26 protein-coding genes, 1 tRNA gene, 1 other RNA gene and 2 pseudogenes are annotated in these 24,564 nt (G+C 71.1%); 9 read left to right on the forward strand and 21 right to left on the reverse strand.

Annotation, left to right across the window (positions count from 1 at the left end):
• The 5 genes from E1211_RS07575 to E1211_RS07595 form a co-directional block, all read right to left on the reverse strand.
• Positions 1-1,476, reverse strand: coding sequence for a sigma 54-interacting transcriptional regulator (locus tag E1211_RS07575; RefSeq protein WP_132346838.1), 1,476 nt, complete (start codon positions 1,474-1,476; stop codon positions 1-3).
• A 59-nt stretch (positions 1,477-1,535) separates the two neighbouring features.
• Positions 1,536-2,612, reverse strand: coding sequence for a hypothetical protein (locus E1211_RS07580; RefSeq protein ID WP_132346840.1), 1,077 nt, complete (start codon positions 2,610-2,612; stop codon positions 1,536-1,538).
• A 76-nt stretch (positions 2,613-2,688) separates the two neighbouring features.
• Complete coding sequence (locus E1211_RS07585) at positions 2,689-3,339, reverse strand: response regulator transcription factor (protein ID WP_132346842.1); 651 nt, start codon at positions 3,337-3,339, stop codon at positions 2,689-2,691.
• Entirely contained in the window at positions 3,336-4,574 is a 1,239-nt protein-coding gene (locus tag E1211_RS07590; RefSeq protein WP_132346844.1) for a sensor histidine kinase, read from the reverse strand. Before E1211_RS07590 ends, E1211_RS07585 begins: the two co-directional genes overlap by 4 nt.
• 70 nt (positions 4,575-4,644) lie before the next feature.
• Positions 4,645-5,142: a hemerythrin domain-containing protein gene (locus tag E1211_RS07595; RefSeq protein ID WP_243709402.1), complete on the reverse strand. Its 498-nt coding sequence runs from the start codon at positions 5,140-5,142 to the stop codon at positions 4,645-4,647.
• A 116-nt stretch (positions 5,143-5,258) separates the two neighbouring features.
• On the opposite strand from E1211_RS07595, the gene mgrA reads away from it, so the two are divergent.
• Both mgrA and E1211_RS07605 read left to right on the forward strand, forming a co-directional pair.
• Positions 5,259-6,254 carry an L-glyceraldehyde 3-phosphate reductase gene (gene mgrA, locus E1211_RS07600; protein WP_132346846.1) on the forward strand — a complete coding sequence of 332 codons (996 nt, stop codon included), beginning with the start codon at positions 5,259-5,261 and terminating at the stop codon, positions 6,252-6,254.
• An 89-nt stretch (positions 6,255-6,343) separates the two neighbouring features.
• On the forward strand, positions 6,344-6,466 hold the full coding sequence (locus E1211_RS07605) for a 50S ribosomal protein L36 (protein WP_132346848.1): 123 nt from the start codon (positions 6,344-6,346) through the stop codon (positions 6,464-6,466).
• Positions 6,467-6,550: 84 nt separating this feature from the next.
• Here the strand turns inward: E1211_RS07605 and E1211_RS07610 are convergent, their stop codons facing one another.
• Genes E1211_RS07610 through E1211_RS07625 form a run of 4 tightly spaced genes read right to left on the reverse strand, consistent with a single transcriptional unit; the run spans position 6,551 to position 10,282 of the window.
• Positions 6,551-7,381: an ABC transporter ATP-binding protein gene (locus E1211_RS07610; RefSeq protein ID WP_243709403.1), complete on the reverse strand. Its 831-nt coding sequence runs from the start codon at positions 7,379-7,381 to the stop codon at positions 6,551-6,553.
• Positions 7,378-8,481, reverse strand: a complete 1,104-nt coding sequence (locus E1211_RS07615; RefSeq protein ID WP_132346850.1) for an iron ABC transporter permease — start codon at positions 8,479-8,481, stop codon at positions 7,378-7,380. The genes E1211_RS07610 and E1211_RS07615 overlap by 4 nt, the downstream gene beginning before the upstream one ends.
• Positions 8,478-9,266 (reverse strand): trans-aconitate 2-methyltransferase, encoded by a 789-nt coding sequence (locus E1211_RS07620; RefSeq protein ID WP_132346852.1) that lies wholly within the window; start codon positions 9,264-9,266, stop codon positions 8,478-8,480. The genes E1211_RS07615 and E1211_RS07620 overlap by 4 nt, the downstream gene beginning before the upstream one ends.
• Positions 9,263-10,282, reverse strand: coding sequence for an ABC transporter substrate-binding protein (locus E1211_RS07625; protein ID WP_132346854.1), 1,020 nt, complete (start codon positions 10,280-10,282; stop codon positions 9,263-9,265). Before E1211_RS07625 ends, E1211_RS07620 begins: the two co-directional genes overlap by 4 nt.
• 121 nt (positions 10,283-10,403) lie before the next feature.
• Here E1211_RS07625 and E1211_RS07630 point away from each other — a divergent pair, with 121 nt between their 5' ends.
• Both E1211_RS07630 and E1211_RS07635 read left to right on the forward strand, forming a co-directional pair.
• The gene (locus E1211_RS07630; RefSeq protein WP_132346856.1) at positions 10,404-10,700 is read left to right on the forward strand and encodes a hypothetical protein; all 297 of its coding nucleotides are present in this window, start codon (positions 10,404-10,406) and stop codon (positions 10,698-10,700) included.
• A 70-nt stretch (positions 10,701-10,770) separates the two neighbouring features.
• Positions 10,771-10,975 (forward strand): annotated as a pseudogene (locus tag E1211_RS07635) (type II toxin-antitoxin system VapC family toxin); the annotation flags it as partial.
• Between the two features lie 118 nt (positions 10,976-11,093).
• On the opposite strand, the gene E1211_RS07640 reads toward E1211_RS07635, so the two are convergent.
• Positions 11,094-11,723 (reverse strand): TetR/AcrR family transcriptional regulator, encoded by a 630-nt coding sequence (locus tag E1211_RS07640; RefSeq protein WP_243709405.1) that lies wholly within the window; start codon positions 11,721-11,723, stop codon positions 11,094-11,096.
• A gap of 23 nt (positions 11,724-11,746) precedes the next feature.
• Here E1211_RS07640 and E1211_RS07645 point away from each other — a divergent pair, with 23 nt between their 5' ends.
• Together E1211_RS07645 and E1211_RS07650 are read left to right on the forward strand one after the other, a co-directional pair.
• Positions 11,747-12,547: an SDR family NAD(P)-dependent oxidoreductase gene (locus tag E1211_RS07645; protein ID WP_132346858.1), complete on the forward strand. Its 801-nt coding sequence runs from the start codon at positions 11,747-11,749 to the stop codon at positions 12,545-12,547.
• A 309-nt stretch (positions 12,548-12,856) separates the two neighbouring features.
• On the forward strand, positions 12,857-13,063 hold the full coding sequence (locus E1211_RS07650) for a hypothetical protein (RefSeq protein ID WP_132346860.1): 207 nt from the start codon (positions 12,857-12,859) through the stop codon (positions 13,061-13,063).
• Positions 13,064-13,818: 755 nt separating this feature from the next.
• On the opposite strand, the gene E1211_RS07655 is transcribed toward E1211_RS07650, so the two are convergent.
• From E1211_RS07655 to E1211_RS33875, 4 genes and pseudogenes are all read right to left on the reverse strand, one after another.
• Positions 13,819-14,346: a GNAT family N-acetyltransferase gene (locus tag E1211_RS07655; RefSeq protein WP_207915293.1), complete on the reverse strand. Its 528-nt coding sequence runs from the start codon at positions 14,344-14,346 to the stop codon at positions 13,819-13,821.
• Between the two features lie 238 nt (positions 14,347-14,584).
• On the reverse strand, positions 14,585-15,088 hold the full coding sequence (locus tag E1211_RS07660) for a GNAT family N-acetyltransferase (protein WP_132346862.1): 504 nt from the start codon (positions 15,086-15,088) through the stop codon (positions 14,585-14,587).
• 70 nt (positions 15,089-15,158) lie between these two features.
• Complete coding sequence (locus E1211_RS07665; protein WP_243709404.1) at positions 15,159-15,764, reverse strand: GntR family transcriptional regulator; 606 nt, start codon at positions 15,762-15,764, stop codon at positions 15,159-15,161.
• Positions 15,765-15,770: 6 nt separating this feature from the next.
• Positions 15,771-15,980 (reverse strand): annotated as a pseudogene (locus E1211_RS33875) (GntR family transcriptional regulator); the annotation flags it as partial.
• Between E1211_RS33875 and xerC the strand changes: the two are divergent.
• On the forward strand, positions 15,884-17,020 hold the full coding sequence (gene xerC, locus E1211_RS07670; RefSeq protein WP_132346866.1) for a tyrosine recombinase XerC: 1,137 nt from the start codon (positions 15,884-15,886) through the stop codon (positions 17,018-17,020). The pseudogene E1211_RS33875 and the gene xerC overlap by 97 nt on opposite strands.
• Positions 17,021-17,116: 96 nt before the next feature.
• Here the strand turns inward: xerC and E1211_RS07675 are convergent.
• Both E1211_RS07675 and E1211_RS07680 read right to left on the reverse strand, forming a co-directional pair.
• Positions 17,117-17,189: transfer RNA gene (locus E1211_RS07675), tRNA-Ala, on the reverse strand.
• 134 nt (positions 17,190-17,323) lie between these two features.
• The gene (locus E1211_RS07680) at positions 17,324-17,914 is read right to left on the reverse strand and encodes a YqgE/AlgH family protein (protein WP_120673899.1); all 591 of its coding nucleotides are present in this window, start codon (positions 17,912-17,914) and stop codon (positions 17,324-17,326) included.
• A gap of 157 nt (positions 17,915-18,071) precedes the next feature.
• Between E1211_RS07680 and E1211_RS07685 the strand changes: the two genes are divergently transcribed.
• Both E1211_RS07685 and mdlC read left to right on the forward strand, forming a co-directional pair.
• A complete protein-coding gene (locus E1211_RS07685) occupies positions 18,072-18,875 on the forward strand; it encodes an S-methyl-5'-thioadenosine phosphorylase (protein ID WP_132346868.1) in 804 nt (267 codons plus the stop codon).
• Between the two features lie 147 nt (positions 18,876-19,022).
• Positions 19,023-20,618, forward strand: coding sequence for a benzoylformate decarboxylase (mdlC, locus tag E1211_RS07690; RefSeq protein WP_207915294.1), 1,596 nt, complete (start codon positions 19,023-19,025; stop codon positions 20,616-20,618).
• A gap of 50 nt (positions 20,619-20,668) precedes the next feature.
• Here mdlC and E1211_RS07695 read toward each other — a convergent pair whose 3' ends face one another.
• From E1211_RS07695 to ftsE, 5 genes are all read right to left on the reverse strand, one after another.
• Complete coding sequence (locus E1211_RS07695; RefSeq protein ID WP_132346872.1) at positions 20,669-21,640, reverse strand: hypothetical protein; 972 nt, start codon at positions 21,638-21,640, stop codon at positions 20,669-20,671.
• A gap of 87 nt (positions 21,641-21,727) precedes the next feature.
• Positions 21,728-22,103: a transfer-messenger RNA gene (gene ssrA / locus E1211_RS07700) on the reverse strand.
• 105 nt (positions 22,104-22,208) lie between these two features.
• Positions 22,209-22,688 (reverse strand): SsrA-binding protein SmpB, encoded by a 480-nt coding sequence (gene smpB, locus E1211_RS07705; protein ID WP_132346874.1) that lies wholly within the window; start codon positions 22,686-22,688, stop codon positions 22,209-22,211.
• Between the two features lie 215 nt (positions 22,689-22,903).
• On the reverse strand, positions 22,904-23,779 hold the full coding sequence (ftsX, locus tag E1211_RS07710) for a permease-like cell division protein FtsX (protein WP_132346876.1): 876 nt from the start codon (positions 23,777-23,779) through the stop codon (positions 22,904-22,906).
• A 67-nt stretch (positions 23,780-23,846) separates the two neighbouring features.
• Positions 23,847-24,527 carry a cell division ATP-binding protein FtsE gene (gene ftsE, locus E1211_RS07715; protein WP_073832794.1) on the reverse strand — a complete coding sequence of 227 codons (681 nt, stop codon included), beginning with the start codon at positions 24,525-24,527 and terminating at the stop codon, positions 23,847-23,849.
• Positions 24,528-24,564 lie beyond the last annotated feature (37 nt).

Genomic DNA, 24,564 nt, shown 5'->3' on the forward strand with positions numbered 1-24,564 from the left:
TCAGCTCCGGCCGCCGTAGACGGTGCGGCCGGAGTCGGTCACGTCCTTGCCGAGCCGGCGGGTCAGGTGCAGCCCCTCCAGCACGAACTCGACGCCGGCGGCGGCCTCCGCCGGAATGGGCGCGTCGCCCATCCCGAGCCGGTCCAGCACCTTCGCGAGCCCCGGCACCGTACCCACCTGCCGCAGCAGGTCGGCGGAGCCGACCAGCTCACCGGTCTCGATCACGGTGCCCTCGGCGACCAGGTCGGTGAAGCCGGAGAGGTCCAGCCCGGCGAGCCGGGCCCGGAACGTCTCGGCGGTCGCGGTACGCAGCAGGTGGGCCAGGATCTCGACCTCCCGCCCCTCCTCGCCGCTCTCGAACTCGACCTTCCCGCGCAGCGTCGACGTCACCGAGACGGCGTCCCCCACCCGGGCGACCGGGGCCTCGGGGCGTACCGCCTCGTCGCCGGAGCCGGCGGTGGCGTCCGCGGAGAGCAGGGCGGCCCGGCGCAGCGCGGCCGCCGCCACGGTCTCCGCGGCGGCGATGGCGAACCGGGCGGACACCCCGGAACGGGGGTCCACCGACGGCGACTCGCGCACCGCGCGGGCGAACCGGGCCAGCACCTCCAGCACGTGCTCCGGCACCTCGGCGACCAGGTCGGCCTCCTGCCGGATCAGAGCCAGCTCCAGCTCCAGGTCGACCGGGTAATGGGTACGGATCTCCGCGCCGAACCGGTCCTTGAGCGGGGTGATGATCCGGCCGCGGTTGGTGTAGTCCTCCGGGTTGGCGCTGGCCACCAGCAGCAGGTCCAGGGGCAGCCGCAGCTGGTAGCCACGGACCTGGATGTCCCGCTCCTCCAGCACGTTGAGCAGCGCCACCTGGATCCGCTCGGCCAGGTCGGGCAGCTCGTTGACGGCGAAGATGCCGCGGTTCGTCCGCGGCACCAGACCGAAGTGGATCGTCTCGGGATCGCCGAGGGTGCGCCCCTCGGCGATCCGGATCGGGTCGACGTCGCCGATCAGGTCACCGACGCTGGTGTCCGGGGTGGCCAGCTTCTCGCCGTACCGCATCGAACGGTGCAGCCAGCCGACCGGAAGGTCGTCGCCGGCCTCGGCGACCTGGGCGCGGGACGCCGGGGTGAGCGGGTGCAGCGGGTGCTCGTTGAGCACCGAACCGGCGATGACCGGGGTCCACTCGTCCAGCAGCGCCGCCAGCGAGCGGATCAGCCGGGTCTTGCCCTGCCCCCGCTCACCGAGGAGCACCAGGTCGTGCCCGGCGAGCAGGGCCCGCTCGACCTCGGGCAGGACGGTGTCCTCGTAGCCGACGATGCCGGGGAAGCGGTCCGCGCCGGTGCGCATCCGGGCGATGAGGTTGTCGCGGAGTTCCTGCTTGACGGTGCGGTATCGGTGGCCGGCCGCGCGCAGCTCGCCGAGCGTACGGGGCAGGTCGGCCGGTGTAACCGGGATTACCGGGTTGGGCGCAGTCACCCGACCCACGCTAGCGCGCGACGGGTGGGGGTGCCGCCCGATGACAGGCGGCACCCCCACTCCCACCCTCAGCCACGCCCGCAGCGACGGCAGGCGCCCCGGCGGCGGAGGTGGTAGGCGTACGTGGCCAGGCCCAGCGCCGGGCCCCAGGCCGGCCAGAGCAGCATCGGTCCGGTGGCGAGATTGACGTCGGCTCCTGCGGCCAGCGCCCAGAAGTGCGGTTGGCCGACCAGTCCGAGCGTGGCCGCGGTGACCGCCACCGCGACCAGGGTGGCCGGGATCACGGCGAGCTTCACCGGCACCCGCCGGCCGGCCAGGCCGACCATCCAGCGGGGGAAGCGCTCACCCCACCGCTGCACCAGGCCGAGGGTGAGAACGGCGCCGACGGTGGCGAACGCGCCCAGCCCGAACCCGGCCCAGACCGCCCCGTTCTCCTGCATCTCGGTGAGGAACTCACGGGAGATGCCGAGTGGGACGCCGGCCGCCCAGGCGAAGCGGGTCAGCGCGTACGCCAGCGGGATGACGGCGGCGATCCCGGCGGCCCACCGGCCCCACCGCGCGGCGGCGGCCGGGGTGGTCCAGCCCCGCACGCCGTCACCGCGACCGCAGGCCACGCACGCCCCGGCGGTACGCCGCTGCCAGGCCAGCACCGCCCCGGCGAGCAGCAGGCCACCGATCAGGGCGGCGAAACGGGCGAGGAGCGCCCAGGTGAACACGTCGGAGTAGTCGTCCTGGTGCCAACCGAACGGCGCACCGATGATCAGCATCGGGGCGTAACCGAGGATGACCAACACCCGGGCGTCCGGAACGACCAGGGCCAGGAAGGCCGCGACCGCCCAGCCGTAGCCGGCGAGCAGCACCCGCAGCGGGCGGGGCGGACGGGCGGCCGGACGGCTCATGGCCAGCGCGGCCACCGCCGCGGTGAGCAGCAGGACGGCGAAGACGGGTGGGCCGAACCGGACGGGGACCAGCCGGAGCAGGTTCACGTCGCCGTTCGCGTCGTTCGCGCCGAACGGGTAGCCGGCGCCGGTGATCGTGGCGAGCAGGGCGAGGACGCCCCAGAGGCCGAGCCAGCCGGCCGCGAGCGGGGCGAGTCGGTCGGGCCAGCGGGTGGCCGGGCGAGGTGGCGCATCGGTGATCGTCATACGCTCAGCCTCGGCCGGTACGCCCCGGAAACCCTCCCGTGCGGCGGTGAACCCGCTCCCCCGGCCGGGGGAGCCGTCAGCCCGCCGGGGTGACGAACCCGGACTCGTACGCGGCGATGACCGCCTGGGTGCGGTCCCGCACCGCCAGCTTGGCCAGCACGTTGCCGACGTGCGTCTTCACCGTCTCCACGCCGACCACCAGGTGCGCGGCGATCTCCGGATTGGAGAGTCCGGCGGCCATCAACCGCAGCACCTCGGCCTCCCGCTCGGTCAACCGGGCAGCCCGCAGCCGATCCCCGCCCGCCCGGCCGTACGCGCCGACGAGCCGCCGGATCGCCGCCGGGAAGAGCAGCGACTCGCCGGCGGCGACCACCCGCACCGCCTCCACCACCTCGGCCGGCCGGGCCCGCTTCAGCAGGAACCCGCTGGCGCCGGCGCGCAGCGCGTCGTAGACGTACTCGTCGTTGGCGAAGGTGGTGACCACGAGCACCCGGGGCGGGTCGGCGGAGGCGGCCAGCAGGTGCCGGGTGGCCTGGATGCCGTCGATGCCCGGCATGCGGACGTCCATCAGGACCACGGCGGGCCGGTGCCGGGCGACCAGCGGCAGCACCTCGGCGCCGTCCGCGGCCTCGGCGAGGACCCGCAGGTCCGGCTGGGCGTCGATGATGGCACGCAGCCCGACCCGGATCAGCTCGTCGTCGTCGACGATCAGAACCCCGATGCTCACCGCGCCTCCCGGTACGGCAGTCGCACCCCGACCCGCCAGCGGCCGTCCTGCGGCCCGGCGGTGAGCCGCCCGCCGAGCAGCAGCACCCGTTCCCGCATACCGTTCAGGCCACGGCCGCCTCGGCCGTGCCCGGGGCGGCGCGGCGCCGGCAGCAGCTCGTTGACCAGCTCCAGCTCCAGCGCGTCCGGCCCGACGTCGAGCCGCAGCTCGACCGGCCCGTGGCCGTGGCGCGCCGCGTTGGTCAGCCCCTCCTGCACGATCCGGTACCCCTCCCGGGAGACCACGGCCGGCAGGTCGGCCGGATCGCCGGTACGGCGGGCGGCCACGGCCAGGCCCGCGGCGCGGCTCTCCGCCACCAGGCGGTCCAGGTCGGCGAGCGTACGCTGCGGCGCCGGTACCGGCCGGCCGCGTTCGGGCTCCCGCAGCACCCCGAGTACGTGGTCGAGGTCCTCCATGGCGGTCCGGCCGGCCTCCTCGATGGCGGCGAGCGCCCGGCGGACGAACTCCGGATCGGTCTCCAGCACCGCGCGGGCCGCCCCGGCCTGGAGGGTGGCCACGGTGAGCGCGTGGCCGACGGAGTCGTGCAGTTCACGGGCCAGCCGGTTGCGCTCGGCGAGCCGGGCCGCGCGGGCCTCCAGCGCGGCGATCCGCTCGGCCTGCGCCGGCCCGAGCAGCACCGGCGCCATCGTCGCGGCCAGCGCGCCGAGCCCGGCGACGGCGTAGCCGAGGCCGACCACCAGCAGCACGCCGGTGAGGGTGAGCCACCCCGTGTCCCGCCCGTCGAGCGGACCGAACCGCTCCTCCCGGAGCAGCTCCGCACCGATGCCGAACTGCTGGGCGATGAAGGCCAAGGCCATCGGCACCGTGCTGAGCAGCGCGAACACCAGCAGGCCGCCGACGGTCAGGTGGGTGGCGATCCAGAGCGCGGCGCGCAGCCGGGTCTCCCGGTCCCCCCGGTGCGTGGGCGCGGGATCCGGCAGGTCCACCCCGAGCAGCGCCCGCGCCGCCGCGATCTCCAGCGCCCGGCTGCCGTCGAGCAGCAGGGGCACCCCGGCGATCAGGACGGCGATCACGAGCAGGCCGAACGCCAGCGGCCGGGGGATCGCCGGCCCGCTGAGGACCTGCCGGAAGGCCACCACGAGCAGCACGTACGGCAGCACGAGCACGCCGCCCAGCAGCAGGAACACACCGCGCCGCCAGGTACTGGCCGCGACCAGCGGCGCCAGGGGCCTCATCGGCTCATTCTCGCGCCGGCACGCCCCTGGGCGACTCCCCCGCGTTGGGGAGATTCCTGCGATGTCCGCACTAACGATGCTCGCGCACGTATCCCTGCGGGTCCTTGTCGTGGAAGGTCAGGTTGCGGCCGTTCTTGTGTTCGCCGTAGAAGGCCAACCAGCGGTGCCCCAGCTCGGCGCGCAGCTGCGCGCCGGCGTGCCGACGGAAGTCGGGCAACGCCTCGTCCTCCTCCTCGGCGAGGTGTTCGCTGTTCTCCCGGCGGGCCCGCCACACCGCCGCCCACCACTGGTCGGAGCCGACCGGGTGCAGCTTGGACTCGGCGATCGCGTCCCGGATCTTGTTGTGGTCGCCGACCGCGTCGACCGTCTCGGCCTCGCCGTCGTCGCCGTGCCGCACCAGGTGCGGATAGAGGATGGCCTCCTCGGCCTCGGCGTGGATGTCCAGGTGCAGGGCGAGCGCCTCCCAGATCGCCAGCAGCTCCTGTTCGTCGCGCGCGTCGTCCAGCCGGGCGAAACCACGCCGGAACGCGGCGTGGTCGTCCATGATCATGGCCGTGATGTCGTCCAATTGGTCCCCCGTTCCGAAGCCGGCGTGCTGGTCAACTCCTCGCCGGCCGGGCGGGTGACGCCGTGGTCGCGCCCGCTCGGCGGCGCGCCGGCCCCCCGACCGCCCGACGTAGGCTCATGATCGTGAACTATCTCGCCGCGGACGACCGCTACGACACGATGACCTACCGGAGAAGCGGCCGCAGCGGGGTGCGGCTGCCCGCCATCTCCCTCGGCCTGTGGCACAACTTCGGCCCCGACCGCCCGTACGAGCGGCAGCGCGACATCGTGCGCCGCGCGTTCGACCTCGGGGTCACCCACTTCGACCTGGCCAACAACTACGGCCCGCCGCCGGGGTCGGCCGAGGAGAACTTCGGCCGGATGCTCGCCACCGACCTGAAGCCGTACCGGGACGAGTTGATCATCTCGAGCAAGGCCGGCTACCACATGTGGCCCGGCCCGTACGGTGAGTGGGGCTCCCGCAAGTACCTGATCTCCTCGCTCGACCAGTCCCTGCGCCGGATGGGGCTGGAGTACGTCGACATCTTCTACTCGCACCGGTTCGACCCGGACACCCCGCTGGAGGAGACGATGGGCGCGCTCGACGCCGTCGTCCGCTCCGGCAAGGCGCTCTACGTCGGCATCTCCAACTACAACTCAGAGCAGACGGCCCGGGCGGCCGCGATCCTGCGGGAGCTGGGTACGCCACTGCTGATCAACCAGCCGTCGTACTCGATGCTCAACCGGTGGACCGAGGCGGACGGCCTGCTGGACACGCTCGAAGAGGCCGGCGCCGGGGCCATCGCGTACAGCCCGCTGGCACAGGGCCTGCTCACCGACCGCTACCTGGGCGGCATCCCGGCCGACTCCCGGGTACGCACCAGCGTCTTCCTCAACGAGAGCGACCTCGACGACGAGCGGATGGCGACCATCCGCGCGCTCGGCGCGATCGCCGAGCGGCGCGGCCAGTCGCTGGCCCAGCTCGCTCTCGCCTGGGCGTTGCGCGACCCGCGGATGACCAGCCTGATCATCGGGGCGAGCGGTGTGCCGCAGCTGGAGGCGAACATCGCGGCGCTGGGCAACCTCGACTTCACCGCCGAGGAGTTGGCCGAGATCGACCGCCACCTCGGCTGAGGCGGCCCCGGCGGGGTGGGAATCCCAGGCCGGGCTCCGGCGTTTCGATACACGGAACCGACGAGACCCCACCCCGAGGAGGGTCCGAGATGAAGGTACGTAGCTCCCTGCGCTCGCTGAAGCAGAAGCCGGGTTCGACGGTGGTTCGGCGCCACGGCCGGGTGGTCGTGGTGAACCGCGCGAACCCGCAGTGGAAGGGCCGCCAGGGCTGAAACGAGACATCGGCGCCGTCGCGAACAGCGACGGCGCCGATGCCGTATCCGGCCGGTCGATTCGCCCGTACTGCACCGAACCGCTCAGGTCCTGCGGTACCGGATCCGGGGTCGCCCGTCGGCGGCCGTGTCGACGTCCGTGCGCACCTGGTAGACCTGCTCGATCCGGCTCGCGGTCAGCACCTCGGCCGGCGTGCCCGCCGCGACCACCCGCCCGGAGCGCAACAGCACCAGCCGGTCGCAGTACTGGGCGGCCAGGTTGAGGTCGTGCAGGGTCACCACGACGGTGACGGCGGACTCCGCGAGAAACCGCAGCAACTCCAGCTGATGCCGGATGTCCAGGTGGTTCGTCGGCTCGTCGAGCAGCAGCAGGTCCGGCTCCTGCACCAGCGCACGGGCCAGGTCCACCCGCTGCCGCTCCCCACCGGAGAGGCTGGACCAGCGCCGCTGCTCGAAACCGGCCAGGCCGGCCTCGGCGAGCGCGCGCCGGGCCACGGCCAGATCGACGGCGGTGGCACCGGCGAGGCGTGGCCGGTACGGCGTCCGGCCCAGCAGGACCACCTCCAGTGCCGACATCTCCACGTCGGTGGCCGCCTGCTGGGTGACCACCGCGATCCGCCGGGCCAGCGCGCGCCGAGGTAGCGCGGTCAGCGCCGCGTCGTCGAGCAGCACGCGCCCCGCATCGGGGCGACTCAGCCCGGCCAGGAGCCGCAACAGGCTCGACTTGCCCGACCCGTTCGGCCCGAGCAACCCGACCGTGGCACCCGGCTCGGCGGTGAGCGCCACCTCGGCCAGGATCTGCGCCCCGGCCACACCCCAGCCGATCCGCTCCGCGAGCAGCCGCGCCGGCCGGGCGCAGCCCCCGCCACCGGCCCGGGCGTCCCGCACGCCGCCGCCGGTCTCCCCGCCGGTCACCGCGTGCCCGACCGGCGTCGCAGGACCAGCGCGAACACCGGCACCCCGAGCAGTGCGGTGAGCACACCGACCGGAAGTTCCTGCGGTGAGAAGACGGTCCGGGCCACGGTGTCCGCCCAGATCAGGAAGATCGCGCCGGTCACCGCGCAGGTGGGCAGCAGCACCCGATGCCGTGCGCCGAGCACGAACCGGACCGCGTGCGGCACGGTCAACCCGACGAAACCGATCGCCCCGCTCGCCGCGACCAGCGTGGCCGCCACCAGGGCGGTCACGCCGAACAGCAGCAGCCGGGTGCGCCCGGGCGAGAAACCGAGCGACCGTGCGGTGTCCGTGCCGAACGCGAACGCGTCCAGCGCGGCCGCGCCGGCCCAGCAGACCAGCAGGCCGACGCCGGCGACCACGGCGCTCAGTGCCACCGCCGGCCAGGAGGCCGCGGTCAGCGAACCGAGCAGCCAGAACGTCACGCTACGGGTGTCCTGCGTGTGCGCGTCGGAGATCACGATCAGGCTGGTCACCGCGCTGAACAGCTGCGAGACGGCCACCCCGGCGAGCACGATCCGGGTCGGCTCGCCGGCTCGCCGGCCGGCCAGCAGCAGCACCGCGCCGAACGCGGCCACGCTGCCGGCGAACGCGCCGGTGGTCAGGTCCAGCGGGCCGCTGCCGATCTGGAGCCCGAGCACCAGCACCGCCACCGCGCCCGTCGAGGCGCCGGAGGAGACACCGAGCAGGAACGGGTCGGCCAGCGGGTTGCGGGTGAGCGCCTGAAGGACCGCGCCGCACACCGCCAGACCGGCGCCGACCAGCGCGGCCAGCAGCACGCGGGGCAGCCGCAGGTCCCACACGATGCTGTCCGGCAGCGGCGGCAGCGGGCGGACCGGCAGGCCCAGATGGGTACCCACGGCCCGCAGCACGCTGTCCACGGGCAGGTCGGCCGAGCCCACGGTGACCGCCGCCGCGATGCTGAGCAGCAGCAGGAGTACGGCCGACGGCAGGACGTACCGGCCGGACCGCCAGGCGCCGGCCGGGGTGAACGGCTTCCGTCCGACCCCGACGGCCGGAACGGACGCCGGGGCGACCGACGGTCCGACTGACGGGTTCATCGGCGGGCGAAGACCACGTAGTCGTCGAGGTACTGCCAGACCGTGCCGACCTCGGCGAAGCCGGCCGCGCGCAGGGCCGCGAGGTGGAACTCCAGCGGGGCGAGCGCCTGCGGCGGCCGGTCGGCGAACCGCCGTTCCCGCTCCGGCGCGAGCTCGGCCAGTTCCGGATGGCGGAGCGCCTCGGTGTACCAGGCGGCGTAGTCGAGCGCACCGGAGCCGAACGTCTCCTGCTGCACCCGGGCGTCGTGCCGGCGGGCGATCTCGCGCAGCGTGGGCGTCGATCCGTCGTACCGGAGGTGGTCGGCGTTGAGCAGCACGCCGCCGGCCGGCAGCAGCCGTGCCACGGTGGTGTAGACGTGCAGCAGCTGCGCCGGTGAGAGCCAGTGCAGCGCGGTCGAGCTGAGTACGGCGTCGACGCTCCGCCCGGCCGGCGCCTCCGCCCAGCCGTCGGTCACCAGGTCCACGTCGTGCACCTCGACCCGCGGGCCGTACCCGGCGAGTGCGCCCCGGGCGACCCGCAACAGGATCGGGTCGTAGTCGACGGCGACCGCCGTGGCCCGCGGGAAACCGGCCAGCAGCCGGTCGCTGATCGCACCGGGACCGCAGGCCAGGTCCAGGACCGTCAGGTCGTCCGGGCAGTGCAGCCGCAGCACGTCGAACATCGCCTCGAAGCGGTGGTCGCGGTGGGCCACGTAGGCGGACTGCTGCTCGTTCCAGAGCCCCAGCAGGCGGCGGGCGGACGACTGGTCCAGAACGGTGGCCTCGGTGCCGCTCGGCGCGGTCATCGGGCGGTCCTCCGCAGCTCCGCGCCGACCAGTTCGGCCGCCTCGACGCTGCGGATCGACGGGTCCAGCGACGAGCCGGGCACGATGACGAAGCGTCCGGCGACCACGGCGTCCAGCTTGGACGTCACCGGGTTACGGCGCAGGAAGTCGATCTTCGACTGGGCGCTGTCGCCGTCGCCGCCCCGGGTCAGGTCGGCCAGCACGATCACGTCCGGGTTGCGCTTGGCGATCTCCTCCCAGTTGCCGGCGGGCCACTTCTGAGCGGCGTCGGTGAACGCGTTGCGGGTGCCGAGCAGCGAGCTGACCGCGTCCGGTACGCCCCCGTGCCCGGCCACGTACGGGGTGCTGGTGCCGGAGTAGTACCAGAGCAGCGAGGGGCCGGCGTTCGGCTCAACGGTGGCGCTCGGCGTGGCCGTCGGGACGGCGCGGCGGGCCGCGTCCAACCGGCCCTGCTGTTCGCGGATCAGCCGGTCGGCCCGCTCGGGTACCCCGAAGACGGTGGCGATGTCGCGGATCTCGTCGAAGATCCCGTCGAAGGTGACCGTCTGGACCGCGTCCGCCGGGTCCTCGCAGGCGAAGCCGGAGAGGTACGCCGGCACGCCGAGCTTGGCCAGGTCGGGGCGGGGACCGGCGGCGTCGGGGGCGTACGCGGACGAGTAGGTCGAGTAGACGAAGTCCGGGTTCGCCGCGCGGACCGCCTCCCGCGACGGGTACAGCTTCGCCAGTACCGGCACCTTCTCGTACGCCGGGCGCAACGCGGGCAGCACCGGGTCGGTCTGGTAGCTGGTGCCGGCCATCCGGTCGGCGAGGCCGAGGCTGAGCATGATCTCGGTGGCGTTCTGTTCCAGCGCGACGGCGCGCTGGGGTGGCGCGTCGACGTCGACGGGAAGTCCGCAGTTCGTGAGGTGGACCGGGCCGGCCGGGTGGGGCGAGGCGTTCGGCGCGGCGACCCCGGCGGAGCAGCCGGCGGCGGCCAGCACCGCGGCGAGCCCCGCGATAATGAAAACGGTTTTCATAATGGGTGACGGTAGCAGCAGGCCGTCCGGGGCCCGGCAGGCGGGGCGACAGGCATTGACCTCAACGTCGCTTCAGCTCCTACGGTCGAGCCGACGACGATCTGCCATCAGGAGCCGCACCATGACGACAGACCAGATGACCGACGCCGAACTGGCGGCCCAGCCGGCCGCCTACCGCCGACCCGAGGACGACCTGCACGCCGAGGCCCAGGTGCTGCTGGAACGCGGCTGGATCAGCCGGGACAGCGACAACCGGCTCTGGATCACCGAGGCCGGCGAGCAGGCGCGCGTCCGGATGGGAGCCCACGCCCCGGCCATCCGGGCCCGCATCCATGAGGGAATCGACGATGCCGACTACGTCACCGCGCTGAAGGTCCTGCGGCAGCTGATCGAGAACACCGCGGCGGGCGCGAGCTGACGGCGCCTTCCGCCGGCTCTGCGTAGACGAACCGTGACGACGAGATCGCTGCCGACTTCGGCAGCGGCGCATGACCCTGCTGCTCGACACACACGTCGCGCTGTGGGCCATCACCGGCGAGGCGACCCTCGGCGTCGAGGCCCTCGATCGACTACGCCACGAACCGGACGTCTTCCTCTCCCCCGGTCAGCTGGTGGGAGATCACCATTAAACGGAACGCGGGGAAGCTGCACGGCCCTCCCGACCTCGCGGAGCAGGTAGGGGACATGGGCTTCGCGAACTTCCCGTGACCGGGGCACGGCAGCGGCGAATCCCCCGCCGACGCCCCGCTCGGCAGGCAGGGCCCGCCGGTGATCCGGGACCCCGGCTCGACCCGAGCTCTCCCGCGGGCGGTCAGGCGGGCGGCTCGGTGACCGTTTCCAGCATGCGAGTGACGTACGCGCCCAGCGATTGCGGATCGACGTCGCGCAGCGCGCTGGTGCCGATGATCCGACGCATCAGCCACACACCGGCGAGTAGGGCCAACCCGAGTTCGGCCCGCTCCTGCCGTTGAGGCCCCTGGAGGGCGTCGGTGAACCGCGCGCCGACGTGCTTCTCGATGCCGGCCTGGATGATCTCGGCGGCCCGCGGGTTGGCCGCCGACTTCAGCATCAGCTCGAACGCCCCGAGATGTTCGGCGTCCGGTGCCGTACGGGCGACCAGGGCGCGTGCGATCTGGGCCGCGAGATCGTCGGAACCTCGCGGAACCATCGTCGGCTGGGCGAACGAGACATCGACGACCTCGGCGAACAGGCCTTCCTTGGACCCGAAGTAACGGTTGACGAGCATCGCCGTCACCCCGGCGTTCGCTGCGATCTCGCGCACGCCCACTCCGTCGTAGCCGTGCCTGGTGAACGCCGTGATCGCCGAATCGAGGATCGCTTGCCGGGTAGTCCCAGCATCACGCCGCCGGGGCGTGGCACGTGTCATAGCAAACAAGTCTACAGACGGCAACATGACGACGTAGTCTACAGGCGTAGACATGTTCACCACGGCAAGGAGTTCTCATGGATCTGCAACTGGCAGGACGTCGGGCACTGGTCACCGGGTCGACGTCGGGATTGGGTGAGGCCACCGCTCGGCTGCTCGCGGCCGAGGGTGCGGAAGTCGTCATCCACGGTCGCAGCGCGGAACGCGCGCAGGCGGTGGCCGACTCGATCATCAAGGGCGGGGGCAGGGCGTCGATCACCGTGGGCGACCTCGCCACCGACGACGGTGCCGACCGGGTCGCCGAGCGGGCCCTGGCCGCCGGCGATGTCGACATCCTGGTCAACAACGCGGGCGGCTACGAACACCTCAACTGGGCCGCCGCCACCGCCGACATCTGGGTACAGACCTACAACGTCAACGTCGTGTCCGGCGTACGGATGATCCAGCGTCTCGTCCCCGCGATGCGCGAGCGGGACTACGGGCGGGTCATCACCATCGGTGGCGGCCTGAGCGTGCAACCGTTCAACAACCACCCGCACTACAACGCCTCCCTGGCCGCCCGGCACAACCTGGCCGTCTCGCTCGCCCGCGACCTGGCCGGAACCCGGGTCACCTCCAACGTCGTGGCGCCCGGCGCGATCCTCGTCCCGGCCGTCCAGGAGTTCCTGACCAAGCTCTCGCCGGAACGCGGCTGGGGCGAAACCTGGGAGGAGATCGAGTACAACTCGGTCCGGGAGATCGTGCCCAACGACCGGGTGCGCTACGGCCGGCCGGACGAGATCGCCGGAGCCGTCGCCTACCTGTGCAGCCCCTACGCCGAGTACGTCAGCGGCGCGACGATCCGCGTCGACGGAGGCACCGTCCGCGCGGCCTTCTGATCGTCCGACAGCCGCCGCGCCGGCACCACAAGAAACAACGATGCCCTGGTCACTACCCTTTCGGGTTGACCAGGGCATCGCTTTTGGGTGGAGCCGAGGGGACTCGAACCCCTGACCCCCACACTGCCAGCAGCGGGCGAGGGTTGGTCAACCCCGCCCGGCGCTGCTCGACGAGTCCGCCAAGGTACGGTCCTGTCCGTCAGGATGCGCCGCCTTGGCTACTCGCGTGGCTACTTGCACAGCGTGACAGCTAGAGCGCGTAGCCGATGTGCGCGCCGGAACTGGCGTGTATGGCGTAGCGTCGATGATATGGCGGCGGCGGTGGTATCTCTGGTGGTGGCCGTGGTGTTGGTGGTCGCGGTCGCCGTCTTCGTCGGATGGCGAGATCGGAATCGGCTCTCTTCAGATGAGGATTTGACTGCGGCCCGCGAAGCCACCACCGACCAACATCGGCACGGCGCAGAGAGTCAATTCGCGTCGGGCATGGCAGCTAACCATCACATGCCCAACGGCTAGCCTCTTGCGAGCAGGCAACCTGCCGGCTGCCGTCCCGCCCTCTTAGCGGCCCGCCGCCCGGCGCGCCGCGTCAGGTTGGCCTTGACGCATGTACGGGCGCTGCCGGAACGGCCTGAGTCGGTGTCGGCTCTCGTGTCGCGGACCGCGCCCCCGGCGGACACCGCCACAGTGGCGCAGTTGACCCAACCTCGCCCGGCACGGACCCGGCTCCCGGGGTCGGAGCTTGCCCTCGGCGGCCACCCCTCCCCCTCCCAGATGAGGGGTTGACCTGACCGTGAGTGCCTGCGGAGCCGGCTCCTGGACGACCGGCCTGCCTCCGCTCGGACACCGCCCCCATGCTTGGGGCTTGCCGCGCGGACCCGGCGCGCCCCCAACGCCGCGCGGGCTCGTGGCCGCGCGGCCCGGCCGGCTGCCGGCCTCACCACTCACCGTTCAACCGCCTGTCGTTCTGCGGCGGCCCCCGGGCTCTCCGCCTTCCGCGCCAGCCGCCGGGCATCAGGCGTGACGGCCGCAGAGCGACAGCGGCAGCGGCCGGCGCGCGCCCAGGCGGCGGCGCGTGCGGCCCGTCGCGGGCCGCCTTGAAGACGTACCGAAACTTTGAACCACTCGCCGGCAGCCGGCCGTATCCTCCGCAAACTGATCCGCGACACCTCAGCGCGCTAGTCGCGGCAGATCCGTGCATTTGCGTCCCGGGAAGATGGCCATGGGAGTTCTTCCGATGCGGACCTGGGTTGACGGGCGATGCGTCGACGGCGTCAGCGAAGCTCGCCCTCCAGTAGGCCCATCGTGTACGTGTCGTGCCACCGGCCGTCGCGACGGAAGGTCTGGCGTAGCCTGCCTTCCTCGACGAAGCCCACCTTCTGGTAGACGTGATGGGCTGCCTGGTTGTCGGCGACGACGGTCAGCGTGATCTTGTGAAGCCGCATCTTCTCGAACCCGTACTGGCACGCTGTCCGCACCGCGTCGGTGGCGAACCCCTTCCCCCAGTACTCCTTCTCGCCGAGGTAGATGTCCAGCACGGCGATTCCCGTCTCCGGCTTGGCACCATGCAGTTGGACCAGCCCGATCAGCTTCGCGTCGCTGAGGACCTCGACACCGAAGAGCACGTCGCCGTAGTCGTTGCGGGGCCGCTCCTCCAGCCACTTCCGCACCCGGGCCGGTGTCTGGGGATAGCCCTCGTTCATCCAGCGCATGACATCCGAGTCGTGGTTCCACTGCCACAGCGACTCGGCGTCCGACGGTTCCATCGCCCGCAGTTTCACCAGATCGCCGAACGCGTTCACGACCAACCCCTCGCCGTCACATGATCAGGTTCCGAACCGCCCCTTCCTAGCACGGCATCAACATCAAGCTCAATCCGAAATAGTGAGTCGCACGCATTCACATCGGCAGATCCGCGCGTCCGAGGCGCACCGATGTGCGTCGCTGTCAGGCATCACGTGGCGGGGATCTGTCGCACGTCACTTGTCGGGCCACGTCGGCAGCCGGCCGGCTCGGCGTTGCCGCTCTGGGGCTGAGATTTCAGCGAGCAGCGCTCAGGCGATCCCTCACCTGAGGCCATTCCGAGTCGATCACGCTGTAGAAGACGCTGTCCCGATACCTGCCGGTGCTCAGCAGCCGGTGGTTCCGCCAGACGCCTTCGCGGACTGCCCCTAGCTTGGCAATCGCCCGCTGCGATCGCTCGTTGCGGAGATCGGTCTTGATGGCAACTCGCCCCGCGGAGTGCTCCTCAAACGCGTGCTGCATCAGCATGAACTTGGCTTCGGTGTTCGCTCCGGTGCCCCAATGGCTCGGGGTGATCCAAGTCCAGCCGATCTCCACCGTACAATCCTGTGGCCGGATATCGATGTAGCTGGTGCTACCGACGGCCTTGTTGGTGCCGAGGTCGACGATTGCGAAGGGAATCCGGCCACCGCGCTCTTGCTCGTCGAGGGCATCCTGAATCAGCGCCCCTATAGCTTGCGCCGTGCGAGGCGTTGGCTCGTCGAGATAGGTCCAGATCTCGTCAAAGGCGGCAGCAGCCAGTTCTCCTGGTGCCCGTAGCCCAAGGGCTCCAGACGGACCAGGCTCCCTGTCAGCACAATCGGCCGTAGGTTCACTGGGCGTCCACCTCGTAGAGCAGCACGTGCCTGTCGCCGGGAAGGATCACCTGGTACAGCTCAATCGGCCGGTCGTGCTGGTCGATGCTGGTCCGCAGGAGTCGTCCCACCGGAGTTGCTGGTCCGAGGTGCAACTTCGTGGCTTCCTCGACGCTGGGCATCCGCCACGTGATCTCGTCCTCGTAGCGAGTGGGGGTGTGCCCCAGGTCTTCCAAGACCTGGTCGGTGCCCTCGACCACGTCCTCAGGGCTCATGATTTTGCTGCCCTGCACGATGTCGAGCGGGTAGTAGCTATCGCCCAGTTGTAGCGGCTGGTCGTCGGCGTACATGATCCGCCGCCGAACCGCGACTAGCGTGCCAGGCTCCACGCCGAGGTGTGCGGCTACCTCCGCCGTCGCTGGCAAAGTCTCCACACTGCTCACCTGATGCGGTGTCTTGCCCTGCGCCTCGATCTGCTGACTGAAAGTGTCGCGTCGGCGATCCGCTTCAAGCCGCTTCTTTCGGGAGCCGGTGAGCGAGGCGTAGTAGCGCATCGGAGGGTCAGCGCGAACGAAGCTGCCGCGTCCTCGCTGGGAAATGATCAGACCGTCGTTGCGGAGCACGTCGAGGGCGAGCCGAACCGTGTTTCGGCTGGTGGCGTACTTTTCGGAGAGATCGCCTTCGGTGGGGAACCGGTCACCCGGTGCCAGCTCGCCCGTCTGAATCTGCTCCCTGAGCAGCGATGCGAGCTGGTGGTAGAGCGGCCGAGAGCCGGTTTGGCAGCGTCCGCAAGCTACCGTCCGGCGCGTGGCAAGCCCGCTACGCCGGCCCCGACGGATTGCCCCGCAAGGCACCGAACACCTTCGATACGAAGCGGGCCGCCGAACAATGGCTCGTTGAAACCGAGGCGGAAATGCTGCGCGGGGAATGGCTCGACCCCGACGCCGGAAAAATCACACTCACAGAGTACGCCGACCGGTGGATGCGCGAACGCTATCTCAAGGCGCTCACGCGGGAGGAGTACGAGCGACACCTCAGGCTGCACGTCCGGCCGCAACTCGGCGATCATCTGCGCAACGCGATCACCGCGCCGCACATCCGCAAATGGCGTGCGGATCGACTAGCCGACGGCATCGGCAAACCCACCGTGGCGAAGACCTACCGCATTCTCCACGCGATCTTTGCCACCGCCGTGGACGATGACTTGATCCGGCGGAACCCCTGCCGCGTCAAGGGTGCCGGCCAGGACAAAGCCGAGGAACGGCCTACCGCCACGCTGCAACAGGTGTTCGCCATCGCCGAGGCGATCCAACCGCGCTACCGGCTGCTCGTACTCCTCGCCGCGTTCGCTCAACTGCGGTTCGGTGAGTTGGTGGCACTGCGCCGCCGAGACATCGACCTCGGCGCAACGGAATTGCGGGTGCGCCGCGCCACGTCGGAAATGGAAGACGGCACGCAGGTTGACGCCGATCCGAAATCCGAGGCGGGAAAGCGGCCGATCAGTCTGCCTGCCGGACTACGCGCGGATGTCGAATGGCATCTGGCGCAGTTCGCCGAAGGCGGCCCCGACGGGCGATTGTTCCGAGGCACGCAAGGCGGCATCCCGCGCCGCCGCAACTTCAACCGCGTATGGCGCAAGGCCCTTGCCGCCGCCGGCATCCCGGACGCGCTCGGCCTGCATCTGCACGATCTACGCCATACCGGCAGCACGTGGTCGGCTCAGAGCGGCGCAACGCTCAAAGAGGTGATGGCACGGATCGGTCACTCAAGCACCCGCGCCGCCATGATCTATCAGCACGCGACCCGTGACCGCGATCACGCCATCGCCGCCGCGCTGGACGCTCTCATCGAGGAGGCAAGAGGCAAGATCAGCGCCTAATCTGGCACGGATCTGGCACGCTACGGCGGGAGAAGATCAGAAATGACAAACACCCTGGTGTGGGATTTGATCCCTCACCAGGGTGTTTCGCAAGGGTGGAGCCGAGGGGACTCGAACCCCTGACCCCCACACTGCCAGTGTGGTGCGCTACCAGCTGCGCCACGGCCCCTTGCTGCTGTCCCGGTCGCCCGGGCACTGGCGAAACTATACACATGCCGGCCGCCGGGGTCATCTCGCGGGGTCCCCACCGGGAACCGACCGGCGGGCGGACCGGCGGCCGGCCCGACCTCGCAGGCGATCGGGTCAGTTGAGCGCCACGTCCGGCGGGAAGTGGGCCACCGCGGCCATCATCCCGCCCTGCCGGCGCAACACCATCGGCCACAGGTCGTCGGGACGGTCGACGAAGGCGTCACCGGGCAGCGCGTCGAGCACGAACCAGGACCCCTCCTCGATCTCCTGCTCCAGCTGCCCCGCGCCCCAACCCGAGTAGCCGGCGAAGACCCGGATCCCGCCGATGTTCTCCCGCAGCCGCTCCGGGTCGACCGAGAGGTCGATCGTGCCGACGGCGCCGGAGATCTGGTGGAAACCCTTGACCCGCTTGATGGGGTGGCGCATCCGGGCCAGGCAGATCGCGCTGTCCGGCTGCACCGGGCCGCCCTCGAAGAGCACGGCCGGGTGGCGGGCCAGGTCACTCCAGTCACCGAGCACGTCGGCCACCGGCACCTCGGTGGCCCGGTTGAGCACCACGCCGAGCGCCCCGCCCGGCTCGTGCGCCACCAGAAGCACCACCGTACGGTCGAAGTTCGGGTCCTTCAACGCCGGAGTCGCGACCAGCAGCCGCCCGGTCATCGACTCCATCGCCCGCCCGCCGATCGCCTGGCCCTCTCCGTGCATCTCACACACCCGTCACCTGTGCGCCGCGACACAGGAATCGTCGCCACTCGCGGTCGGCACCCGCGCTGTCAACGCCATGCCTGGCACCATAGCCTGCGGTCGGGGTGGTGGCTAAGGTCTGAGCGGCGTCTATCGGGCGTTGGAGAGGATGCGACAGATGAGCCCTACGGCCGAACTCGCGGTGATCGGCGGCTCCGGCCTCTACGCCCTGCTCGACGGAGCCGTCGAGCACGAGGTGGAGACGCCGTACGGCCCGCCGTCAGACGCGATCACGGTCGCCGAGGTGGGTGGCCGGCAGGTGGCGTTCCTGCCCCGGCACGGCCGCGACCACCGGCATCCGCCGCACCTGATCCCGTACCGGGCGAACCTCTGGGCACTCCGATCGCTCGGGGTGCGCCAGGTGCTCGCGCCGTGCGCCGTGGGCAGCCTGCGCCCCGAGTTCGGCCCGGGCACGTTCGTCGTGCCCGACCAGCTCGTCGACCGCACCAGCGGGCGGACCCAGACGTACTACGACAGGGGTGCGGTGCACGTGCCCTTCGCCGACCCGTACTGCCCGAACGGCCGCCGCACGCTGCTCGCCGCGGCCGGGGTCCGCGGGGTGGCGGCGGTGGACGGGGGCACGGTCGTGGTGGTCGAGGGGCCACGCTTCTCCACCCGCGCCGAGTCGCGGTGGTACGCCTCGATCGGCGGAACGGTGGTCAACATGACCGGTCACCCGGAGGCGGTGCTCGCCCGCGAGCTGGCGCTCTGCTACACGTCGATCGCGCTCGTCACCGACCTGGACGCCGGGCTGGTGGCCGGCGAGTCGGTGACCCAGGCCGAGGTGTTCCGGGTCTTCGGCGAGAACACCGACCGGCTGCGCGGGGTGCTGCTGGACGCGCTCGCCGCGCTTCCGACCGAGCGGGACTGCGCCTGCGGGCACGCGCTCGACGGTATCGAGCTGCCCTTCACGCTGCCCTGACCGCTGGACTCCGGAGAGCGAGCAAGCCCACAGGGCTGACGAATTGCCCGAAGCAACCGGCTTGTCCCGATAGATTCGAGGGGGTCGGGGGCAGCCAGCCAACTCCGGCGAGCCGCAGCACGCGCCGCGACACGGAGGCAGGTGGCGATGGCAACGGTCCGGGACACGACGTACGACCTGTTGCGCGACCTCGGGATGACCACCGTCTTCGGTAATCCCGGCTCCACCGAGGAGCCGTTCCTGCAGGAATTCCCGGCCGACTTCCACTACGTGCTCGCGCTGCACGAAGCCTCCGCGGTCGGCATGGCCGACGGGTACGCCCAGGCCACCGGCCGTCCCGCGCACATCAACCTGCACACCGCGCCGGGCACCGGCAACGGCATGGGGAACCTCGTCACCGCCTGGCACAACAAGACGCCGCTGATCGTCACCGCCGGCCAGCAGACCCGGGAGATGCTGCTGCTCGAACCCCGGCTGACGAACCGCCGCGCCGCGGAGCTCACCCAGCCGTACGTGAAGTGGGCCTACGAGCCGGTCCGAGCCCAGGACATCCCCGCCGCGCTGCTACGGGCGTACGCGACAGCGGTGCAGCCACCGGCCGGGCCGGTCTTCCTCTCGCTGCCGCTCGACGACTGGGCGCAGCCCGCCGATCCGCCCCCGCCGCCGCGCTCGGTGGCCACCCGCTACGCGCCCGACCCGGAGCAGCTGGGGCACTTCGCCGCCGTGCTCGCCGCGAGCCGTGCCCCCGCGCTGGTGCTCGGCGCGGCGGTGGACCGGGCCGACGGCTGGGCTCTGGCGACCGCGCTGGCCGAGCGGCTGGCCGCCCCGGCCTGGTCGGCTCCGGCGCCCGAGCGGGCTGGCTTCCCCGAGGACCACCCGCACTACCGGGGGGTGCTGCCGTTCGCCATCGGCCCGCTCGCGGAGGCGATCAAGGGGCACGACACGGTGCTGGTGGTCGGTGCGCCGGTCTTCCGCTACTACCCGTACGTCCCGGGGTCCTACCTGCCTGACGGGGCCCGGCTGCTGCACGTCACGGACGACCCGGACGAGGCCGCCCGAGCACCGGTCGGGGACAGCCTGCTGGCCGACTCCGCGCTGGCCCTGGCCGCGCTGGTGGATCTGTTGCCGGCGGCCGACCGCCCGCCGCCGCAGCCTCGACCCACGCCGACGCCGCCGGAGGTCACCCGCCCGCTCAGCGCGGACGCGCTCTTCGCGGCGCTGGCCTCGCACTGGCCGCAGGACGCCGTCCTGGTCCAGGAGACACCGTCGAACCTGCCCGCCCTCCGTCGCCACCTGCGGATCACCCGGCCGGCGTCGTACTTCACCATGGCCAGCGGCGGGCTGGGGTACGGGCTGCCGGCCGCGGTCGGGGTGGCGCTGGCGGAACGGGACACCGGGCGGCAGCGGCCGGTGATCGCGGTCATCGGCGACGGCTCCTTCCACTACTCCGTGCAGGCGCTCTGGACCGCCGCGCGGCTGCGGCTGCCGCTCGTCGTCGTGGTGCCGGTCAACCAGCAGTACGCGATCCTGAAGGCGTTCGCCGAGCTGAAGGAGACGCCGGGGGTGCCCGGCCTCGACCTGCCCGGCCTGGACATCACTGCGGTCGCGGGCGGGTACGGCTGCGCCACGTCGGTGGTGGAGACACCGGAGCAGCTCGCCGAGGCGCTCGCCGTCGCGCTGCGGCACGACGGCCCGACCGTCCTCCCGGTGCCGATCACCACCGACCTGCCTCGGATCATCTGACGCTGGCCCGGAACAGCCCGAGCCGGCCGCCGGAGCCCGGTTCGGTCGCGTCAGCGCACGCCGAAGGCGAGCGGGGCACCGGTGAGCACGTCCAGCACGGGCCGGGCGCCCAGCGGCGCTTTGAGCGTGATCTCGACCGGATGCAGCACGAGCTGGTCGGTGCAGGCCGTGGCGGTGCGGGTGACGACGCCGCCCACGACCACCACGTCGTCGCTCTCCCGTACGAGCGGGGTGATCTCGGTGTCGCAGGCGCCGACTCCCAACTGGTACGAGATCCGGGCACCCGCCACCGTCTGGAGGTTCTGCGCGCCGACCACCCCGTCGGGCGCGGCGCGGGGCGGCAGGACCGGCTCCGGCAGCGCGGTGACGGCGTGCGGGGCGACCGCCAGCCGGGCCACCGGGCTGCTCAGCTCCTCGACGGTGAAGAGCCAGGCGGGCACCTGCGCCTCGCCCCGGCTGGTCCGTACGGGTGCGGTGCCGAGCCGGACGGAGGTGACGGTCAACGGGGTGCAGGCGGCCTCCGGCGCGCTGGTGACCCAGCCGTCCGGTCCGGGTTCGATGGTCGGCCCGCCCTTGGTCCGCGGTGGCGCCTTGGGCCGTCCCGGGCAGGACGGGGGGTCCCCCTGGTCCAGTTCCCGGTACGCCTCGGCGGCGCTGACCAGCGGAACGGTCAGGGTGCCGTCGGGGAAGCGGATGGCGGCGTCGGCGGGCCGGGTGGCCGGGAGGGTGATCTGTTCCCGGTACCAGCCGCTGCGGAACGCCGCCTCGGTGTCGCTGGTGAAACCCGGCTCCCCGGTCAGCAGGGTCGGCCCCTGCAGCGGCACGTACCCCTTCGTCCAGGCCGGGTCGGGCCGCCAGGCCTCGGCGACCTCGGCGGCCCACTGCGCGAAACCCTCCCGGCGATGGTCCGGACTGGTTGCAGGCGGGGAGCCGGTGGGGGCGGCCGGGCCCGGGGCGCCGGCCGGCGCGCAGCCGGCCAGCATGAGCAGTGGCAGAGCCAGCAGGAGGACTGAACGACGCATGCGGGTTCGACGGTGCGCCGGGCCCGCGGGTTCCGGTACCGGAAAGAACTGTGCGCCCCGGTCCGGGTGGACGGGGCGCACAGTCGGTGGTGGAGGTGCCGGGAATCGAACCCGGGTCCTTCGCCGGTTTGTCAGGGCTTCTCCGAGCGCAGCTCGCTATGCCTCTACTCGGCCCCACCGCTCACGCGAGCAAGTTGGTGTGACGGGCCCAGTCGCTGATTGATCTCGCCGCACGGACCCCGCGACCGGGTCCGATTGGCCAGCCTTCTAGCTGATGCCGGCTAACTGGGTCGAAGGCGCTCCCAGGCCGACAGACTTGCTACTCGCCTCAGGCGGCGAGAGCGAAGTCAGCGCGATCGTTCTTGGCGCTTATAAATTTCCGACGACCGATTCTCGAGACGACGTCGGCTTCCTCGGCTCGCTTCCCCTGTCGCTGCGTACGAAGTCGAAACCAGTCACCCCCTCGACGGGCCGCCGATCTGGCGGCACCGACAAGCCTAACGCCTGCCGCAACGGGTTTCATCCCGAGCCCCGGGGTCGACGCACCGACCCGGACAAACAGGCTGAATCAGTCAGTGATCCCTTTACCACGCCGACCGCTGACCCGGGCGATCTCCCGGTCCGCGTCCCGCTTGGCGAGGTCCTGTCGCTTGTCGTACGACTTCTTACCCTTGGCCAGCCCGATCTCCACCTTGGCCCAGCCGTCGGAGAAATACACCTGCAACGGCACCAGCGTCAGGCCGGCCTCGCGGGTCTTCCCGATCAGCCGGTCGATCTCCAGCCGCTTCAGCAACAGCTTCCGGGTACGCCGCGGCTCGTGGTTGGTCCAGGTGCCCTGGGTGTACTCGGGAATGTGCATGCCGTGCAGGTAGAGCTCGCCGTTGCGCTCCTGGGCGAACGCGTCCACCAGCGAGGCGCGCCCCGCCCGCAGCGACTTGACCTCGGTCCCGGTCAACGCCATGCCCGCCTCGTACGTGTCGAGGATGGCGTAGTCGTGCCGCGCCTTGCGATTGGAGGCGACCACCTTGCGTCCCTTTTCCCGTGGCATCGGCGCCACCTCCCTTCCCTTCGTGCCGACGACCGGACAGACCCGGCCCGACGGCGGAGATCATGCTACTGGAATGCGACATATCCCGGCTCTTCCACCGTGCCGCCGTGCCGGTGCGCGCCCGCTGAATATGCCACACACACAAGGGCCCTTCCGCACCGTTTATTCCGGTGCGGAAGGGCCCTGCGACGATGCCGGGACGACCCGTACGGCAACTAGACCCGCAGGTAGAAGCGGAGCGTGACCCACGCGGTGACCGCGCTGACGAGGGCGCCGACGCCCGCCATCAGCGGGTAGATCAGGAAGATCTCACCCCAGGACACGGGGGAGATCAGGCCCTCCAGCGCCGCCATCGAACTGCTCGCGGCGGTGACCTTCAGGACAGCCAGGGCCACCAGGCCGAGGATCGAGCCGAGCAGACCGGCGACCACCGCCTCCAGCACGAACGGCGCCTGGATGAACCAGTTGGACGCGCCGACCAGCTTCATGACCGCGACCTCACGCCGCTTGCTGTAGGCGGCCACCTGGATCGTGTTGGCGACCAGCAGCAGGGCGGCGATCGCCATCACGATCGCGATCGCGAGCGCGCCGTTCTGGAACCCGGTCAGCACGCCGAAGACCTTGTCGAGGAGCTTGCTCTGGTCGACGATCTCGTCGACGCCCTCGCTCTCCTTGTACTGGTCGTAGATGTTCTTGTACTGCTCCGGGTTGTTGAGCTTGAGGCGGAACGACTCGGGCAGCTGGTCCGGCTTGACGGCGTTCACCAGGTCCGGAGCGTCGGCGTACATCTGCTGGAAGCGCTCGTACGCCTGCTGCTTGTCGACGTACAACACCTCCTTGACCATCGGGTCGCTCTTCAGCTTGCCGTCCAGGTCCGTACGCTGCTGCTCGGTCACTTCCTGGGTCAGGAAGATCGAGACCTCGACGTTCTCGTAGTAGAGGTCCTTCATGTCGCCGACCTTCTGGTACAGAAGGCCGCTGCCGCCGAGCATGAACAGCGACACCGCCAACGTGATGATCATCGCGATGGTCATGGTCACGTTGCGCCACAGTCCGACAAGTACCTCGGACAGGACGTACTTCATCCGCATCGGGAATTCCTCCGGGTCTCCGGCATGAGGTGTTCGTCAGGTCGTACGGCGGGGTGGGAGCGGGGGCTCACCCGTAGACGCCGCGGGCCTGGTCACGCACGATGCGGCCGCTCTCGATCTCGATGACGCGCCGCCGCATCTGGTTCACGATGTTGGAGTCGTGCGTGACCATCACGACGGTCGTGCCGGTGCGGTTGATCCGGTCCAGCAGGCGCATGATCTCGATCGAGGTGTCCGGGTCCAGGTTTCCGGTCGGCTCGTCGGCGAGCAGGATCAGCGGACGGTTCACGAACGCCCGCGCGACCGCGACACGCTGCTGCTCACCACCGGAGAGCTCGTGCGGGTAGCGGTGCTCCTTGCCACCGAGCCCGACCAGCTCGAGCACCTCCGGCACGACCCGGCGGGCGACCGCCTTGGTCTTGCCGATGACCTCGAGAGCGAACGCCACGTTCTCGTACGCGGTGCGGTTCGGCAGCAGCCGGAAGTCCTGGAAGACGCAGCCGATCGAACGCCGGAAGTGCGGTCGCTTCCACGAACGCATCGACGTGACGTCCTTGCCGTTCACGACGACACGGCCCTTGTTGGGCGTGACCTCGTGCAGCAGCATCTTGATGATCGTTGACTTGCCGGAGCCGGATGGGCCGATGAAGAAGACGAACTCGCCCTTCTCAATGGAGACGGACACGTTGTCGAGCGAAGGCCGGGACGCCTTCGGGTACGTCTTCGTCACTTGCTCAAGCTGAATCACGGGTGGTGAGTCTACGCGGTGTAACCGGGGAGCCAAG

It is taken from the genome of Micromonospora sp. 15K316 (assembly GCF_004348525.1).
Classification (GTDB): Bacteria; Actinomycetota; Actinomycetes; order Mycobacteriales; family Micromonosporaceae; genus Micromonospora.

Bases quoted from the DNA above. Each gene is read 5' to 3' on its own strand.
- E1211_RS07580 (WP_132346840.1), bottom strand. From the start codon at position 2,612: ATGACGATCACCGATGCGCCACCTCGCCCGGCCACCCGCTGGCCCGAC.
- E1211_RS07590 (WP_132346844.1), bottom strand. From the start codon at position 4,574: ATGAGGCCCCTGGCGCCGCTGGTCGCGGCCAGTACCTGGCGGCGCGGT.
- mgrA (WP_132346846.1), top strand. From the start codon at position 5,259: ATGATCGTGAACTATCTCGCCGCGGACGACCGCTACGACACGATGACC.
- E1211_RS07605 (WP_132346848.1), top strand. From the start codon at position 6,344: ATGAAGGTACGTAGCTCCCTGCGCTCGCTGAAGCAGAAGCCGGGTTCG.
- E1211_RS07615 (WP_132346850.1), bottom strand. From the start codon at position 8,481: ATGAACCCGTCAGTCGGACCGTCGGTCGCCCCGGCGTCCGTTCCGGCC.
- E1211_RS07620 (WP_132346852.1), bottom strand. From the start codon at position 9,266: ATGACCGCGCCGAGCGGCACCGAGGCCACCGTTCTGGACCAGTCGTCC.
- E1211_RS07625 (WP_132346854.1), bottom strand. From the start codon at position 10,282: ATGAAAACCGTTTTCATTATCGCGGGGCTCGCCGCGGTGCTGGCCGCC.
- E1211_RS07630 (WP_132346856.1), top strand. From the start codon at position 10,404: ATGACGACAGACCAGATGACCGACGCCGAACTGGCGGCCCAGCCGGCC.
- E1211_RS07640 (WP_243709405.1), bottom strand. From the start codon at position 11,723: ATGTCTACGCCTGTAGACTACGTCGTCATGTTGCCGTCTGTAGACTTG.
- E1211_RS07645 (WP_132346858.1), top strand. From the start codon at position 11,747: ATGGATCTGCAACTGGCAGGACGTCGGGCACTGGTCACCGGGTCGACG.
- E1211_RS07650 (WP_132346860.1), top strand. From the start codon at position 12,857: ATGGCGGCGGCGGTGGTATCTCTGGTGGTGGCCGTGGTGTTGGTGGTC.
- xerC (WP_132346866.1), top strand. From the start codon at position 15,884: ATGCGAGCTGGTGGTAGAGCGGCCGAGAGCCGGTTTGGCAGCGTCCGC.
- E1211_RS07680 (WP_120673899.1), bottom strand. From the start codon at position 17,914: ATGCACGGAGAGGGCCAGGCGATCGGCGGGCGGGCGATGGAGTCGATG.
- E1211_RS07685 (WP_132346868.1), top strand. From the start codon at position 18,072: ATGAGCCCTACGGCCGAACTCGCGGTGATCGGCGGCTCCGGCCTCTAC.
- mdlC (WP_207915294.1), top strand. From the start codon at position 19,023: ATGGCAACGGTCCGGGACACGACGTACGACCTGTTGCGCGACCTCGGG.
- E1211_RS07695 (WP_132346872.1), bottom strand. From the start codon at position 21,640: ATGCGTCGTTCAGTCCTCCTGCTGGCTCTGCCACTGCTCATGCTGGCC.
- smpB (WP_132346874.1), bottom strand. From the start codon at position 22,688: ATGCCACGGGAAAAGGGACGCAAGGTGGTCGCCTCCAATCGCAAGGCG.
- ftsX (WP_132346876.1), bottom strand. From the start codon at position 23,779: ATGCGGATGAAGTACGTCCTGTCCGAGGTACTTGTCGGACTGTGGCGC.